The organism is Caballeronia arationis, from assembly GCF_001544975.2.
GTDB classification, from domain to species: Bacteria; Pseudomonadota; Gammaproteobacteria; order Burkholderiales; family Burkholderiaceae; genus Caballeronia; species Caballeronia arationis.
Window position 1 is genome coordinate 1 of record NZ_FCOG02000133.1, and the last position, 15,174, is coordinate 15,174.

13 protein-coding genes are annotated in these 15,174 nt (G+C 60.7%); 10 read left to right on the forward strand and 3 right to left on the reverse strand.

The window, feature by feature from the left end; all coding sequences use genetic code 11:
* Window positions 1-309 precede the first annotated feature (309 nt).
* The 5 genes from AWB81_RS34945 to AWB81_RS34965 all read left to right on the forward strand — a co-directional run bounded on the left by AWB81_RS34945 (window position 310) and on the right by AWB81_RS34965 (window position 4,860).
* Window positions 310-585, forward strand: a complete 276-nt coding sequence (locus tag AWB81_RS34945) for a hypothetical protein (protein WP_062642179.1) — start codon at window positions 310-312, stop codon at window positions 583-585.
* Window positions 586-662: 77 nt separating this feature from the next.
* Entirely contained in the window at window positions 663-1,715 is a 1,053-nt protein-coding gene (locus AWB81_RS34950) for a S1C family serine protease (RefSeq protein WP_235026069.1), read from the forward strand.
* A gap of 24 nt (window positions 1,716-1,739) precedes the next feature.
* Window positions 1,740-2,420: a helix-turn-helix transcriptional regulator gene (locus AWB81_RS34955; protein ID WP_062642181.1), complete on the forward strand. Its 681-nt coding sequence runs from the start codon at window positions 1,740-1,742 to the stop codon at window positions 2,418-2,420.
* 400 nt (window positions 2,421-2,820) lie between these two features.
* Complete coding sequence (locus tag AWB81_RS34960) at window positions 2,821-4,194, forward strand: UDP-glucose dehydrogenase family protein (protein WP_062642183.1); 1,374 nt, start codon at window positions 2,821-2,823, stop codon at window positions 4,192-4,194.
* 75 nt (window positions 4,195-4,269) lie between these two features.
* A complete protein-coding gene (locus AWB81_RS34965) occupies window positions 4,270-4,860 on the forward strand; it encodes a phosphatase PAP2 family protein (RefSeq protein ID WP_062642185.1) in 591 nt (196 codons plus the stop codon).
* A 66-nt stretch (window positions 4,861-4,926) separates the two neighbouring features.
* Here the strand turns inward: AWB81_RS34965 and AWB81_RS34970 are convergent, their stop codons facing one another.
* On the reverse strand, window positions 4,927-6,147 hold the full coding sequence (locus AWB81_RS34970; protein ID WP_087135400.1) for a glycosyltransferase family 4 protein: 1,221 nt from the start codon (window positions 6,145-6,147) through the stop codon (window positions 4,927-4,929).
* Window positions 6,148-6,743: 596 nt separating this feature from the next.
* On the opposite strand from AWB81_RS34970, the gene AWB81_RS34975 reads away from it, so the two are divergent.
* Window positions 6,744-7,622 (forward strand): ATP-grasp fold amidoligase family protein, encoded by an 879-nt coding sequence (locus AWB81_RS34975; RefSeq protein WP_062642187.1) that lies wholly within the window; start codon window positions 6,744-6,746, stop codon window positions 7,620-7,622.
* A 90-nt stretch (window positions 7,623-7,712) separates the two neighbouring features.
* Here the strand turns inward: AWB81_RS34975 and AWB81_RS34980 are convergent, their stop codons facing one another.
* A complete protein-coding gene (locus AWB81_RS34980) occupies window positions 7,713-8,447 on the reverse strand; it encodes a Crp/Fnr family transcriptional regulator (protein WP_062642190.1) in 735 nt (244 codons plus the stop codon).
* Window positions 8,448-8,869: 422 nt separating this feature from the next.
* Window positions 8,870-10,381: a mannose-1-phosphate guanylyltransferase/mannose-6-phosphate isomerase gene (locus tag AWB81_RS34985; RefSeq protein WP_062642192.1), complete on the reverse strand. Its 1,512-nt coding sequence runs from the start codon at window positions 10,379-10,381 to the stop codon at window positions 8,870-8,872.
* A gap of 727 nt (window positions 10,382-11,108) precedes the next feature.
* On the opposite strand from AWB81_RS34985, the gene AWB81_RS34990 reads away from it, so the two are divergent.
* The 4 genes from AWB81_RS34990 to AWB81_RS35005 all read left to right on the forward strand — a co-directional run bounded on the left by AWB81_RS34990 (window position 11,109) and on the right by AWB81_RS35005 (window position 15,008).
* Window positions 11,109-12,083, forward strand: a complete 975-nt coding sequence (locus AWB81_RS34990) for a GlxA family transcriptional regulator (RefSeq protein ID WP_062642194.1) — start codon at window positions 11,109-11,111, stop codon at window positions 12,081-12,083.
* Window positions 12,084-12,274: 191 nt separating this feature from the next.
* Window positions 12,275-12,472 (forward strand): hypothetical protein, encoded by a 198-nt coding sequence (locus AWB81_RS34995; protein WP_062642196.1) that lies wholly within the window; start codon window positions 12,275-12,277, stop codon window positions 12,470-12,472.
* Window positions 12,473-12,529: 57 nt separating this feature from the next.
* Window positions 12,530-13,645 carry a glycosyltransferase family 4 protein gene (locus AWB81_RS35000; RefSeq protein WP_062642198.1) on the forward strand — a complete coding sequence of 372 codons (1,116 nt, stop codon included), beginning with the start codon at window positions 12,530-12,532 and terminating at the stop codon, window positions 13,643-13,645.
* A 163-nt stretch (window positions 13,646-13,808) separates the two neighbouring features.
* Window positions 13,809-15,008 (forward strand): glycosyltransferase family 4 protein, encoded by a 1,200-nt coding sequence (locus AWB81_RS35005; protein ID WP_062642200.1) that lies wholly within the window; start codon window positions 13,809-13,811, stop codon window positions 15,006-15,008.
* Window positions 15,009-15,174: the final 166 nt, after the last annotated feature.

Consider the following 15,174-nt stretch of genomic DNA (forward strand, 5'->3'; position numbering starts at 1 on the left):
CACACACTCTGTGATAACGTCATGATTGGCTCCGGTCGTCCACGGGTCTTCGGACCCATTGAGCTTCGAGCTCGTACATCGCTGGGCACGTCCCAGCCGGCTCGACCGGAGCCACCTTACACCGCCAGCGCTCCGCAGTCACCCGTACAACTCGTCGGTCTGAGGCGGAGCCTCGTTAGTAATGAATTGCAGAAGAATGTCGCAAGAAGCGAACGCACCGCATACTCAGCCCACGCATCCAAGCGTGGTTGTCGCGCTGCCGCTCAGCGGATACCATGACTGCACGCTCATGCCAACGCGAGGTCGACCATGGATCAAACGACACTGACGGCTCATCTTCCGACGATCGATGTGGAGATCACGCGGCGCCGGCTTCCGGAGCAGAACGCAGAAGGCATCACGATCCACATCACTGCGACGCCATCCTTCGATGCCGCCGCACGCCTGCTCATGCAAGGCGGCCTGTTTCCCGCGATGTTCCCCTTCGCGTCGCCGTTCATGTTCTGGGCGAACGTGATGCGCGCGTGCCAGCCGTTGCTGCTGCCGAACGCCGAGGTCGTCCGCTCGCTGCCGGAACCCGACTGACGCACCGTTCCCGCGCCACCGCCGGCACGCGAGCCGCGCCACCCGTTCGGGTGGTGCGCGCACCCAGCCCTTCTGTCATGCTGAATCCACTCGAGCCGCATCGCCTGCAAAGCGCGATGCGCAGGCGCTTCGTGCTCTCCGCCAAGGAGCGCTCGAACGAATGGCGGCGGCAAACCCGGCAGGAGATTCACATGCAAAGCACATCGTCCGATTCAAGTCCGTTGGTGCAATTTTCGGAAGGGCTCGCGCAGATCGTCGAGCGGGTCGGTCAAGGCGTCGTCGCGGTACATGGGCGCAGACGCGTCCCGTCGAGCGGCGTGGTCTGGCGCAAAGGCGTCGTCGTGACGGCGGCGCACACGCTGCGCCGCGATGAGGGTATCGAGGTCACCCTTCACGATGGCCGCACAGTCGGCGCAACGCTGGCCGGACGCGATGCAGGCACCGACATCGCCGTGCTGCGGCTCGACGGCATCGACCTGACGCTCCCCGCCCCCGGCGACGCGCTTTCGCTCAAGGCAGGTCACTTCGTGCTCGCCGTCGCGCGCGGCGACGACGCGACGACCCATGCCGATTCGGGCCTGATCGGCAGCGTCGGCGGGCCGTGGCGAACGTGGCGAGGCGGTCAGCTCGACGCGTTCGTGCGGCTCGACGGCGGCCTGCATCCGGGATTCTCCGGCGCGGCGCTCGCGGACATGCGCGGAGAGGTCGTCGGTATCTGCACGTCGGCGCTCGTTCGCGGCGTCGGCATGCTGATCCCGCGCGCAACGGTCGAACGCGTCGCCGAAGAACTGCTGACCCGCGGACGCGTCGCGCGGGCCTATCTCGGTGTGGGAACGCAGCCCGTGAGCCTGTCGGAGTCGTGGGTCAGGAAGATGCAACTCGCGTCGAACCGGGGTCTGCTCGTGAACTCGCTCGCGTCGGATGGTCCGGCGGAACGAGCCGGCATTCTGATCGGAGACGTGCTGATCGAAATGGAGGGCAGCCCATGCGGCGAACTCGGCGAACTGCATGCGGCGCTCGGCTCGGCGAGCATCGGGCAGCCGCTGAGGGTCGCGCTGATCCGGGGCGGCGAGCGCCTCGAATGCGCGGTCACGGTCGGCGAGCGGCCCCAGCGCAACGGCTGCCGCTGAGCTTTAGCACTGAGGACCGGTCGCATGTCCGATGAACCGCCGCTCGCACGCATCGCGCGCACAGGGCCGATCCGCGTCGCGGTGATCGCCCAGTCGGAGGAGGTGCGCGCGGATATCGAGGCGCTCGTCGCATCGCGTGAAGTCTTCCATCTCGCCGCCAGCGCGGATGACGCAGCCACACTGGCCGGACGTCTCGACGGTGCGACGATCGACGTGCTCGTGATCGACATGGAAGGCGAGCCAGCCGACTTTTCGACGGCGGCGTTCGGCATCGGCACCGCGGCCTGTGCCTTTGTGTTCCTGACTGACGAACCCGAAGGCGACGCGACGCCCAACTTCGAATCCGACGATGCAGTCGCACTGCTCTCTCGCAACGCGCCGCTTGCCGATATCGCCGCGGCCATCGAAGCGACCGCTGCGGGCTTATGCGTGCTGTCGCGCGAGATGCTCGCGCGCCTCATCGACGCACGCAAGCCGCAGCGGCATGACGTCCCCGCCATGCCGCCCGAAGCGCTCAGCGCGCGCGAGACCGAAGTGCTCGCGATGCTTGCCGAAGGCCTCGGCAATAAGGAAATCGCGCGGCTGCTTGACATCTCCGAAAACACGGTGAAGTTCCATCTTTCGTCGATCTTCGGCAAGCTCGGCGCGAACAACCGTACCGAAGCGGTGATGCTTGGCATGCGCTACGGGCTTGTGATGGTGTAGCGCCATCCGCGACCCCGACACGCGCAAGCGGCCTGGACCACATAGCCCGCAGCGACGGCCTTGACCAACGTACACTTCTCCCGTTTGGTTGCCTGCCCCACATAGCGAACATTACGCCACGTTAGGATGCTGTCGAGGACGCCTGCGCGCGGGTCTCGCTCGATGAGCGCCCGCCGCAGACCGCGCCTCACGCATCGCCTTCAGCATGCGCAGCATCGATGGCAGCCGCCAGCGGTTCCTTGCTCGGCGCCATTCGACCTTCGATCGAAGAATCGCGAAGGCTTCCAACATTCGAGACGACTTGTCCGGCAAGCCCCCTTAACGCGCGGCGCCGGGGCAGCGATCGTCTCGAATGGTGACTTCGACAAGCATCCTTCAACTTCTCGACAGGCGAGACATAATGAAAATTACTGTAATTGGCACGGGTTATGTAGGCTTGGTAACGGGAGCCTGCCTGGCGGAAATCGGCAACAGCGTTCTGTGCCTCGACGTAGATGCCAAGAAAATCGACATCCTCAATCACGGCGGCGTGCCGATTCACGAGCCGGGGCTCAAGGAACTCATCCAGCGCAACGTCGCAGCGGGCCGCATCCGCTTTTCCACGAACATCGCGAAAGCCGTCGAGCACGGCGACGTGCAGTTCATCTGCGTGGGCACGCCGCCTGACGAAGACGGTTCCGCCGATCTTCAATACGTCGTGAGCGCCGCGAAGCAGATCGGCAAATATGCGGAAGGCTTCAAGGTGATCGTCGACAAATCGACCGTTCCCGTGGGCACCGCCGATCGTGTGCGAACCGCGGTGCAGGAACAACTCGATCGACGTGGCGTGAAGCACGGCTTCTCCGTCGTATCGAATCCCGAGTTCCTGAAGGAAGGCGCGGCCGTCGAGGACTTCATGCGGCCGGACCGGATCGTGATCGGCTGCGCGGAAGACGCCGAGGGCGAACGCGCTCGCGCAATACTCACGCGCCTCTACGCGCCGTTCAACCGCAATCACGAGCGCACGATGTACATGGACGTGCGCTCCGCCGAGTTCACCAAGTACGCGGCCAATGCCATGCTCGCCACGCGCATTTCGTTCATGAACGAAATGGCGAATCTCGCCGACATGGTGGGCGCGGACATCGAGGCGGTACGGCGCGGCATCGGCTCCGATCCGCGCATCGGCTATCACTTTCTCTATGCCGGCTGCGGCTACGGCGGTTCGTGCTTTCCGAAGGACGTACGTGCGCTGATCCGCACAGCGCAGGAACGCGGGCAGAACCTTCGCATACTCGACGCGGTCGAATCGGTGAACGACGCACAAAAGAGCGTGCTCGTCCAGAAGGTCTGCGCGCGGCTCGGCGAAGACCTGACCGGCAAGACGCTCGCGGTGTGGGGGCTCGCGTTCAAGCCGAATACCGACGACATGCGCGAAGCGCCGAGCCGCGCGCTGATCACGGCTTTGCTAGCACGCGGCGCGACGATCCGGGCCTACGATCCGGTTTCGTCAGACGAAGCGGAACGCGTCTTTGCGCTGGATCTGGAGAATGAGCCGGCGCAGCGGCAGCGGCTCCATTTTTGCTCGCAACAGTACGACGCCGTCACCGAAGCCGATGCACTCGTCATCGTCACGGAATGGAAGGCGTTCAAGAGCCCGGACATCGGCACGCTTCACTCGAAGATGAAACACCCGCTGATCTTCGATGGACGTAACCTGTATGAGCCGGAAAACATGGCGGAACTGGGCTTCGTGTACGAAGCCATCGGACGGCGCAGCGTTGAGCCGATGTAGGCGGCGGACTAGCGCCGGCAACACCGATGGTCCGCCGGCGCGATCCGTACCAACCGCCGCATCCAGTGGAGAACTATGACGCATATCCTCGCGAATGTCGGCGACGCCGGCTTCACCCTCCCCATCGCCATCGCCCTCGCCATGTGGATCGCGACATCGCGCTGGCAACTCGCTTTGCGCTGGATTCTCACACTTGGCGTCGGCATGTGCTTCGTCGGCGCGACCAAGATCATTCACGCCGGCTGGGGCGCCGAGATCGAGCCGATCGGGTTTCGCATGGTGAGCGGCCACACGATGCTCGCAACTGCGATCCTGACCGTCGTACTCGCGCTGCTAAGCGACCGGCTCGAACTCGGCAAGGGACTCGGCATCGCCGCGGGGCTTGCCATCGGTGCAATTACCGCTGCGGCCCGCGTCGTTGACCATTCGCATTCGCTCGCGGAAGTGATTTCAGGGTGGATCGTCGGAGCGACTGTGGCGCTGCTGTTCCTGCGAGCCTATGCGAGAAGCGACGCCCGTCCGCGCTACCCGATGGGTGCCGTCGTCGGATTCCTGGTGGTGGCGATGCTCGCGTACGGGCATCGAGCCCCGTTCGAAATGATGATCGATATTCACTCACCCGCTTTGCGTGCGCTCGTCGGAGCAGAACTCACGCGGTTCTTCTGATCGCCTTCTCCCAATGAAAGTGGCCCGGCATTGCCGGGCCACTTTTCGTTGGCCGCTACAAGGCGGTCACTGATGCCGCGCGGTCTCTCGTTCCTCTACCGTCGCTGCATCACCAATTCTTGCCTTTGCTGCTGCCTCGGCGCGTGCGAGCCGCGGTGCCATCGTCGACTCTGCGCGAAAGCGGGCCAGCGCCACTTCGACGAAAGCGCTTAGCGACGCCTTGAACTTCTCGGTCGAGAAGCGTTCGGCATTGTCGCGAATGACCTTCGGGTCGAACAGATGCTCGTTGCGCTCGAAACGCTCCACCGCCATCAGCAGCGACTCCTCAGTCTGTTCCTTGAAGAAAACGCCAGTCGGCCGCTCGTTCGGCATGCCGATGACCGACTCCAGCGCGCCACCCTTGCCGAAAGTGACGACCGGCGTGCCACACGCCTGCGCCTCGATGATCGAGATGCCGAAGTCCTCCTCGGCGGCGTACACGAACGCGCGAGCGCGCTGCAGGTGGTCATGCAGAACTTCGAACGACCGGTACCCCATGATCTCGACGTTCGGGCCCGCCTGCGCCTTGATCTTCTTCATGTCGGGACCGTCTCCGATCACGACGAGACGCCGCTCCGGCGTCTTCGAGAACGCCTTCACGATCAGGTCGATGCGCTTGTACGGCACCATTCGCGACGCGGTCAGATAGAAGTCGTCCTTCTGAGTGCGAACCTGCAACGAACGCACGTCGACCGGCGGATAGATGACGGTCGATTCACGCTGGTACGCCTTCTTGATACGACGCGCGATGAAATGCGAATTCGCTATCAGATGATCGACGCCGTTTGCCGAACGTGCATCCCAGCCGCGGATGTAATGCAGGAGAACGCGCGCGAGCACGGACTTAAACCCGGATGCGAGACCCGATTCCTTGAGGTACTGATGCTGCAAGTCCCACGCGTAGCGTATCGGGGAATGCACATAGCTCACATGCAACTGGTCGGGCCCCGTGAGGACGCCCTTGGCGACCGCGTAGGAACTCGAAATCACAAGGTCATAGGCCGACAGATCGAGCTGCTCGATCGCAAGCGGCATTAAAGGAAGATAGCCTCTGTAACGCTTGCGCGCCATCGGCAGCTTCTGGATGAACGAGGTGTATACGGGCCGATCCTTTACGCACGTGCGGTCTTCCAGAAAATCGACGAGTGTGTAGATGTCAGCGTGCGGAAAACACTCTATGATTCTCTGCAACACCTTCTCGGCGCCCCCTGAGACCACTAGCCAGTCGTGGACAATGGCAACTTTCACGTTAACTCTCTCGCTATGGACGGGTTGGTTGACGAAATCCAACGGGACCGACTTATAGTCGGGGCGAAGACTGCTGAGTTTGGTGGTGTGGCGTACATATCGATATCCGAGATCGAATCGCAAGGAGCAATAGTTCTAATAGCGCGTCGACTTTGCGGCTCCTGTGCACAACCAACAAAAAAATCAAGAGCGCGAAACGAATCGTTTGACGCCCCAGGCGACAGCGCAAGCATTGCTTCTTTTGCAACAAATCCACGAACTACGCCCGTATTAGCCGTAGTATTAGACGTTGGCGGCACCGAAAGCGGCCCAGGTGAATTTGTCTGTTGCCTACCGCACGACGACTGGGATACGGGTCGCCGATAATGGGTTATAAACTTGAAAGCCAGCCGAGCGAACCGCGGTGCCACAGACCGCGCTCGACGAGCTCGCAAGACGGTACAGGCTGCCAAGCAGGAGCGTTTTTCTGTCGCTGCCTTCCGTACCTGCCTGAGCGGCCTAGCGCCCGACGGGGATGCTGTTGGAAGTAGTGATTGACTTCGTTTCACTGGCCTTAACGTGAATACGTAGCATTGCGTCCTTACAGGAGAAGAACGATGTCGCTTTCCAAGAGGCTGATTGACGGAGCCAAGGGCTGGCTGCCAGACAGCGTATTTTTGAGCATCTCGCATCGTCAGAAGGTCGGCCGGTTTCCCAACGTCAAGTCGCCGACAACCTTCAACGAAAAGATCCTCCACCGCTGCCTTTATCCGGACCCGCGTTTCGTCGACCTCACAGACAAGCTCACCGTTCGAGACTACGTCCGCCGCAAGGTGGGCGAGCAATATCTGATTCCGTTGATCGCCGACCCCGATAACTTCGACGAGCAGGTGTTCAATGCGCTTCCGAAGACGTTCGTCATGAAGGCGAATCACGGCAGCGGGTTCGTCAAGATTGTTCATGACAAGTCGGAGACTTCCTTCGCAGAGCTCGACCGGCTCGCAAGGCAATGGCTCGTGACGGACTTCTATCGCGTCGCGCGCGAACGTCACTACCGCACGATCAAGCCGCGCATCTTCTTCGAGGAACTGCTCGCCGACAGCAGCGGCAGCATTCCCGCCGACATGAAGGTGCATTGCTTCTTCAGGGAAGGCTCGACCGAGCCGACGATCTATATCGCAGTGATTTCCGATCGCTTCGGCGAGCATTCGCGCGGCGACATGTACGACGCGCAATGGAATCGTCTTGAAATCGCCATCGGTCACTACCCGCGCAGCGAGACGCCCGCTCCGCGTCCGCACAATCTCGACGAACTCCTGAGCGTGGCGACATCGCTCGCGCGGGACTTCGAGTATGTGCGCGTCGATCTGTACGCGCCCGACGACAAGATCTATTTCGGCGAGCTCACGTTCACGCCAGGCGCAGGCGTGTTCCCGATGCGGCCGGATGTCGTCGACTATGAGTGGGGGCAATTGATGGAGATGAAGCGAGCCTAGTGCCTCGCCCTCCGATGCCCGGCGACCGATCACTTCGTCGCCGGGCATTGTCGTCTCCGGAGCCTCGATATTAAAGCCCACGATCTTGCATCAGGCCGTCTCTGTCATGCGCACGCGCGGTGGCAGCAAGCGGCTGAATTCACCTTTGACGAGCCCATAGCATTCGCATGCGCGTGCTTCGAGCCCCGCGCGGTCCAGCACCTTGATGCAGCCGCGCGTCTGATAGATGATGCCTGCCGCGTGCAACTGGCCGGCCGCTTCGGTCACGCCTTCGCGACGCACGCCGAGAAGATCCGCGATGTGCTGCTGCGTGACCTGCAATTGATTGGACGAGCTGCGGTCGATGTCGATGAGAAGCCACCGGCACAGTTGCTTGCTCAGCGAATGGTGGCGGTTGCATGCGGCCGTCTGCGCAACCTGCGTGAAGAGCGCCTGCATGTAAAGCATCATCATGCGGCGAAGAAAGTCGGAACGGCGCAGATGTTCGCGCAGCACCTGCGCCTCCATCCGGTACGCCGAGCCGGCACATTGCACTTCGACCGTGGTGGGCATCGTTTCGCCATCGGTCAGCACGGGCACGCCCGTCATGCCTTCACGGCCGACTGCGGCGATCTCGACCGAACGCCCGTCTTCCATCGTATGCAACAGGGAAATGATTGCCGTGGTCGGGAAATATACGTGCCGGAAACGATGGCTCGCATGGCACAGCAGTTGTGCGCCGCGCAATTGCACCAGTTCCAGATCGGGAGCGAGCGATTGCCATTCATCAGAAGGCAGCGCTCGTAGCAGATGGTTTCCGTGCAGGTCGGACTGTAGATTCAACATAGATGTGCTCTCGCGATGTTGCGCAGTGAGCCGCGCTTTAATTGCCACGCGGGCTTGACACTTGAAGTTGTTAACAACGATTGCCTGCTCCGGACCGCTGGCCGCTGATCGCGACGGCGGTGCCCGAAGGAGGCCCCTAGTTTTCAGTACTCGTGCCCTCTGGCGGCCTCAGTGGAGGCGTGGATTCTTTTGCTTGGCGTCGGTGCACGAGTACATGCATCGCCTGGTGGTTCGACATGCATCGACCATTACGTGGGCGATGCACATGCACGACGCCTTCATTGACAGCTCGGGTACACCCGATATTTGACAGGGTGTGCTCCGGGGGTTGCAACATCTCCTGCACTGCCGTACGCGGCACGCGATCGCTGCAGCACGAACGTCCGTAACAGGAACTCAACAGGACGCGTACTTCAGCGGCTTTAGCTCGCGCGGCCGTATTTGTCGTCGAAGCGAACAATGTCGTCCTCGCCGAGATACGAGCCGGATTGCACTTCGATGATCTCGAGCGGCACCTTTCCTGGATTCTCCAGACGATGCTTGACGCCCAGCGGAATGTAAGTCGACTCGTTTTCACTCAGCAAGAAGCTCTCCTCCCCCCGCGTGACGATCGCCGTGCCGCTCACCACGGTCCAGTGTTCGGCCCGGTGATGATGTAATTGCAGGGAGAGCCGGGCACCCGGGCGTACGACGATGCGCTTGACCTGAAAGCGGCTGCCCTTGTCGATCGAGTCGTAAGTGCCCCATGGCCGATGCACCTTGCGATGCGAATCGACTTCGGGACTGTGCTCGTCGGCGATTCGTCCGACGACGCTCTTAACTTCCTGAACACGCGATCGATCGGCCACCAGCACCGCATCTGCCGTCTCGATCACTGCGAGATTGGTAACGCCGACGCACGCAATGAGGCGCCCTTCCGATTGCACGAAGCAGGACGTTGAGCCTTCGAACACGACGCGGCCCTTGGCGACGTTGCCGTCCTCGTCCTTGTCGAGCGCGTCCCAGATGGCGTCCCAGGAGCCCAGGTCGGACCACGGCGCGTCGAGGGGCACGACGACACCTTGCGTCCCCGGCTCACGCGAGAGACGCTCCATCACAGCATAGTCGATCGAATCGCCTTGCACTGCATCGAACGACTCGCGATCCGGAAGATGGCACGCGCCGTCCGCGCGTCCCGATTCGTATGCTGCGACGCACGCGGCATGCATCGAGGGTTGCAAGCGCTGCAGCGTGTTCAGCCAGACGCTGGCACGGACCACGAAGATGCCGCTGTTCCACCAGTAGGCGCCGGAGCTCAGATATTCGCCTGCAGATTCGCTGTCGGGTTTTTCGACGAAGCGCTCGATCTCATGCGCACCGTCTTCAAGAGACGCACCCAGCTTGACATAGCCAAAGCCGGTCTCTGCTCGCGTGGGACGCACGCCGAGCGAGACGATGGCACCACGTTCGGCGAAGCTGGCCGCTTTCAGCACGGAGCGCTGGAAGGCCTCCGTATCGCGGATAAGGTGATCGGCCGGCATCACGACGAGCACGCAGTCCTGATCCTCCGAACGTGAGGCGAGCGCCGCCAGTGAAAGCGCAGGGGCCGTGTTGCGGCTGCTCGGTTCGACGATGAGACGGGCGGCGACGCCGATCTCTTCGAGTTGCTGAACCGTCATGAAGCGGTGCTCATCACCGCATACGACGATAGGAGCCAACTCTTCGACACCATGGCGCGACAATCCTCCGACGCGCTGGATCGTCATCTGCAGTAGCGAGCCCGCGCCCAACATGCCGGCGAGCTGCTTCGGGAATTGCTTGCGGGAAATCGGCCAAAGGCGCGTTCCTGCTCCGCCCGCCAGGATAACCGGGCGGATCGGTAAGACGCATACAGCGTCGGACGTGGTCAATGGATCAGAAAGGCGATCCGAAACGTCACGAGCTGCAGCGTCCATGACTTCAGGATGAACACTCAATTTGCACTCCGATATATATCGTTGCTTGACTGTCGCCTGGTCAGCGATGCGGGCTCGACACGAACGATCTCATCGCCGATCGCTGTTCGATCGGCGAAAGAAGGCAGCCGCCCTCCGCGCGCTTCGGCGTGGGAACTGGCCGATATGTACGGTTATACCTGCAAAAAATGTTGCTGCGGTGAAGCATAGGCGCGTCGAAACGCCAAAAAAATAGCTGCGGCGAAAATTGGCGTGGTCTTGTCCGAAATGTGTGAGGTCATACCCTGACATTTCTTAATGTGGAACGCAATTGTAACAAGTGAGATTGAAATGTTTCAGCGCGAGGCAATATCTTCTCGATTATCGAAAGTGAGTCATTATTACCATGCAGATTGTGCAGGAAAGATTTCCAATATTCGCCAAAGCCTTATACAGTAAGGGTCTTGCCGAGTGAACAGGAGTCAGTTGGTGAGGCTCCGTGAAATTCCCTGAAAGGCATCGAATTAAAAAGCTAAGTGACATTCCGAAAAAAATTTTTCGCCAGATTACGACTTCCTGACGACCGGGCCGCCTATTTCTATTATTAATATCAATCGGAAGAGTGAAATGAACAGCCGACAAATCGGCCAAAACACTGGCGATATCAGCCTGCCAATTTTCGCCGGCCCCCGAATGTTTCTACGATGCATCGCACAACCTGAAAACGCGAGATGAAGAAGGAACACCAATGAATCTGTCGACTGCGTCTGCACTATCGGAAAGCAAGCGACAAGAGACGTCCACCAGAGCGTCTCGTCATATCGGACTCCTCCTGTTCGAACGATGCTGCATATACAATGCCGGCGTCATCAGCGAAGCGTTCCGCCTTGCAAACGAATTGCAGCCGGGCTCGGGCGGTCAGCCGGCCTATCACCTGTCGCTCATGTCGAAGAGCGGCGGGAACATATCGACGTCCTCATCCATTTCGATCTGGACCCATCATCTGCATGAGTATGCGGTGACGGACTTCGACGCGCTCTTCGTGGCGTGCAGCAAGAGCGAAGCAATGGCTGATCACGATCCGCACCTGCTGAGCTGGCTGTTCGGCGGCGAGCGATCGTTCCAGGACGCGCACGACCGCACCGGCGCGACGACAATGGATGGCACGAAGACGCGGCCGGCCACGGTTCCCATTTATTGGTTCAAGGACATCCCGATGGCCGCGTGGTCGGGCTGCGAGGCACCGGTGCATCTCGCGCTCGCGAAGATCGAAGCGGACTTCGGCACGCATATCGCGCGACGCGTGGTAAGCGAACTGCAGCCGCAGCCTCTGGATCATCCGAACGTCATGACAGACGACTTGTCCATTACTACGACGACGGACAAGATTCACGCATCGGCGGGCTGGATCAAGGAAAATTTCAGCAAATCGATTTCGATTTCCGATGCGGCCGAAGTCGCCGCGATGAGCAACCGGAACTATCTGCGCCGCTTCAAGGCGGAGTACGGTGTGACGCCTCAGCAGTACCTGATGAACGTGCGCTTTGAACTGATTTGTCGCCTCCTGCTAGAAAGCGATCTGCCCGTCGACAAGATCGCGCGGCGGTGCGGCATGGGGAACGGAGATCGTCTGGGAAGGCTTTTCCGCCGGCGTTATGGCATGTCGCCGACGGCATATCGTGCGGAAGGCGGCGCAGGCGTCGAAGAGGCGCACGATTCCTGAGGATGGCCTCGCTTGCGGTTTGAAGCGCTGTATCGATATGTGATCTTCCGCACAGAGCGTTGCTTAGTGTGCGAAATAACTTGCCAGTGGGGTACAGGTTTGTACCTATCAGTTATTGAGCTTGTTCATGAAGACGCCCCTGCCCGACCAAAGGTAATGGTCTTCCTGACTTTGATTATGGAGATTCACGGATGAAAGAACCGCAGCTAGCAATTGACCGTATTCGCAAGTCCATCAATACCGCGGACGCGCTGAACATGCGCTCGTCGGCTGTGCTGGTCGCGGACTTGCACGTCTTGCTCGACATCGTCGACAGCGTTCACCTCGACGCTGGCACGGCGCGCGACGACTCGTACGTCGTCAGCGAGTCAGCAGTACGCGAAGAATAAGCAAGCATTGCCGCGGCTTTGCCGGACGACTGGCGGGCCGCCTCACCTGAGGACGTCATGGGGTTTGTAATCAATGGCAAGTTTGCTTCACAACGCATCACAGGCGTTCAGCGAGTCGCTTACGAGTTGACGCGTGCAATGCAGGCGCGCGCGCACTCGCCGAACGAACTCGAAGTCGTCGTACCGCACAACGCGGCTGACCTTGGCCTTGCGTCCCGGCGAGTCCGGTTTGGCGCGAGCCTCAAGGGCAATCTCTGGGAGCAGATCTCGCTGCCGATCGCGACCGCACGCGATACGCTGATCAGCCTTTGCAACACCGGCCCGCTTCTCAAGCGCAATCAGGTCGTCATGGTCCACGATATGGCGGTCTATGACGTTCCGCATGCATTCTCGAAGAAGTTCCTGTTCTGGTACCGCAGCAAGTTCTCGATCCTGCGGCGGCAAACCCTGCTCATCCTGACGGTTTCGAACTTTTCGAAGTCGCGGATCTGCCATCATCTGAAGATGGATCCGTCGAACGTCGAGGTCATCCGCCCGGGGGCCGATCATCTCGACCGCCTCGTCGCCGATCACTCGATCATCGGACGTCTTTCGCTCACAAAGGACGCTTATTGCGTCATCGTTGGCAGCCTCGATCCGCGCAAGAATCTTCAGCGCGTGCTCGACGCGATCAAGCAGCTCGGGCATATTCCGAACATCAAGTTTGTCATCGCGGGCGGTGCAAACGCGCGCGTCTTCGCGGCGCAAGGCGCGACGACGCAAGCCGTGGACGACCGGGTGATCTGGGCAGGATTCGTCTCCGATGCGGAACTGAAGGCGCTCTACACCGATGCCGCATGCCTCATCTTTCCCTCGCTTTACGAGGGATGTGGCTTGCCGCCGCTAGAAGCGATGTATTGCGGATGCCCTGTGATCGTCTCGACTGCCGCGTCGCTGCCGGAGGTGTGCGGCGACGCCGCGATGTATTGCGACCCGGAATCGGTCGAAGACATCGCCGCGAAGATCACCCTGATGACGACCAGCCCCGATTTGCGCGAGCATCATCGCAAGACAGGCCTGCAGCACGTGGGGCAGTATCGATGGGACCACGCAGCGACGAGACTTGCGCAGGTCCTCTACGGCGAACGCCATGGGGGCGCCCCGTATTTGGAGGTGCAGTCGAGGACCGAGTAGACTATAGGCAGCGCCCGCTCTGATCAATTGCCCGCGAACATCGTGGCTCGCGTCCATTCTGGGCGTCGCAATTGCATCGCCTCATTCCACTACCCTCGGGGTGCGCCCATTGCAGACCGGCGCGAGGGTTCCTGGATCGAAGAACTCAAACCAAACGGACGCCGTGAAAATACTCATCGCAAACACTTTGTACCATCCCGATTCGGTGGGCGGGGCTGAAGTATCGACACGCATCCTGGCCGAGGGGCTCGCCAAGGCGGGCATGGAAGTGTGCGTCGTATGCGCGACCGGCACGGGTGTCGATCGTCGCAGCGAACTCAATGGCGTCAAGGTCTATCACCTTCGTTCCGTCAATCTCTACTGGCCCCATCAACCGAAGAACCATTCGCGCGTAGCGAAGCTCATGTGGCACGCAATCGACCTGCACAACGTCGTAATGGCGCGCAAGCTGAGGGCGATCATCGCGCGCGAGAAGCCGGACGTCATCAACACAAGCAACCTGTCGTGTCTTTCCATCGACATCTGGCGCGTGGCACGCAATGCCGGTGTGCCGATTGTGCACACCGCGCGCGACTACTACCTGATGTGTCCGGGTTCGACGATGTTCTCGAACGAGAAGGCGTGCAAGCGTCAGTGCGGCGTCTGCGCCTTTTACGCGGGACCGAAGAAGGCCGCTTCAGCGCGCGTCGACGTCGCGGTGGGCGTGAGCCAGTTCGTTTTGCAAAAGCACCTCGACAACGGCTTCTTTGCGGGCGCATCGCGCACCGCCGTCATCAACAACTGCTACGTGCCGCTCGGTGATGCGCCCGCGCAGCGCCCGCGGCGCTATGGCGGCGGCCCGGTGCGTCTGGGCCTGCTTGGGCGCGTTTCGCCGGAAAAGGGTCTGGAAATCGTGCTCGATCAACTGCTCGGTGACGACACGATCGACTGGACGCTCGCGATCGGCGGCACGGGCGATCCGGATTACATGGCGAGTCTGCAGAACAAGTATCGCGATCCGCGCGTCGAATTCCTCGGCCGTGTAAAAGCGGCGGATTTTCTCAATGCCATCGACATCCTCCTCGTCCCATCGATCTGGAACGAGCCCTTCGGCCGCGTGACGGTCGAAGCTTACTCGCACGGCGTTCCGGTGGTGGGTGCAAACACCGGAGGCATCCCCGAGGTCATCGAGCCAGATTCGCATCTCATCTTCGACATCGAAAAACCGCATACGGTCATCGAGAAGATCCGCGATGCGATCGAGTTGTTGAAGTGCGCCTCGGTGCATGACCGGCTGCTCAATCACGCGAAGAGCTTTAGCCCTGCAACCATGGTCGACGCGTACATCGACGTGTATCAGAGTGCGATGAAGAAAGCCGTGTGACTCTGTAGCGGTCACGAGAAACGCAAAATGCCCCGGAAAAACCGGTAATGCCGTTCAGTTAAGCACTGGACGGCATTTTAATTTTGGTGCGGGAAGTGGTTGTAAACGTTGCGCCGAGCTGTTAACTTTTCGGAGCGATGCTTGCCAGCCACCTCACCTACCTGAT

Coding starts and splice junctions, on each gene's coding strand:
- AWB81_RS34945 (WP_062642179.1), top strand. CDS start 310: ATGGATCAAACGACACTGACGGCTCATCTTCCGACGATCGATGTGGAG.
- AWB81_RS34950 (WP_235026069.1), top strand. CDS start 663: ATGCTGAATCCACTCGAGCCGCATCGCCTGCAAAGCGCGATGCGCAGG.
- AWB81_RS34955 (WP_062642181.1), top strand. CDS start 1,740: ATGTCCGATGAACCGCCGCTCGCACGCATCGCGCGCACAGGGCCGATC.
- AWB81_RS34960 (WP_062642183.1), top strand. CDS start 2,821: ATGAAAATTACTGTAATTGGCACGGGTTATGTAGGCTTGGTAACGGGA.
- AWB81_RS34965 (WP_062642185.1), top strand. CDS start 4,270: ATGACGCATATCCTCGCGAATGTCGGCGACGCCGGCTTCACCCTCCCC.
- AWB81_RS34975 (WP_062642187.1), top strand. CDS start 6,744: ATGTCGCTTTCCAAGAGGCTGATTGACGGAGCCAAGGGCTGGCTGCCA.
- AWB81_RS34980 (WP_062642190.1), bottom strand. CDS start 8,447: ATGTTGAATCTACAGTCCGACCTGCACGGAAACCATCTGCTACGAGCG.
- AWB81_RS34985 (WP_062642192.1), bottom strand. CDS start 10,381: ATGGACGCTGCAGCTCGTGACGTTTCGGATCGCCTTTCTGATCCATTG.
- AWB81_RS34990 (WP_062642194.1), top strand. CDS start 11,109: ATGAATCTGTCGACTGCGTCTGCACTATCGGAAAGCAAGCGACAAGAG.
- AWB81_RS34995 (WP_062642196.1), top strand. CDS start 12,275: ATGAAAGAACCGCAGCTAGCAATTGACCGTATTCGCAAGTCCATCAAT.
- AWB81_RS35000 (WP_062642198.1), top strand. CDS start 12,530: ATGGGGTTTGTAATCAATGGCAAGTTTGCTTCACAACGCATCACAGGC.